Annotated in this window: 1 protein-coding gene; it reads right to left on the reverse strand. The window is 67.9% G+C overall.

Features of this window, described 5'->3' with window-relative positions; translation table 11 throughout:
- On the reverse strand, positions 1 to 458 hold a 458-nt coding region (locus tag A6V37_RS41460), incomplete at both ends, for a hypothetical protein (RefSeq protein ID WP_167361443.1).

Raw genomic sequence — 458 nt, forward strand, 5'->3', positions numbered from 1 at the left:
TGGTGGTTGTTCGACACCACGAGTGGGCCGAGGGTCTCGCGACGGAGTGGTCGAGACGCTGCAAGCGGGTGCAGACTCAAGCGGGCGGGAAGAAGCAGCTGGAGGGTGGTGAGGAGGACGCGGTCGAGCAGGACGGCGACGCTGTGATCGGCGATGGTGACGGTTCGGTGGGCGAGCGTTGGATGGGGACGGGGGTCGGGGTGGTGTGGGGCAATGGCGGGGGGCTTGCGGAGGGGTGCGGGTGGGCGGATGGCGCGCGGGGCCGCCACGTGCGACGTGGGGTTCGGACTGAAGCCGATAAAGGCGATCAGGTCGTCCACAAGTTCGGAACAGTTGCGCGGCCACCAGCCGAGCGCCGCACCCGCTTCGTATTCAAGGCGCGAGTCGCCGGTGTTCAGCGAAGAATAGCGCGGGTCCTTGGCCGCACCGTGCCGGTTCAGGCGCAGATTGCTCAAGAG

The sequence above is a fragment of the Paraburkholderia ginsengiterrae genome, assembly GCF_001645125.1.
Classification (GTDB): domain Bacteria; phylum Pseudomonadota; class Gammaproteobacteria; order Burkholderiales; family Burkholderiaceae; genus Paraburkholderia; species Paraburkholderia ginsengiterrae.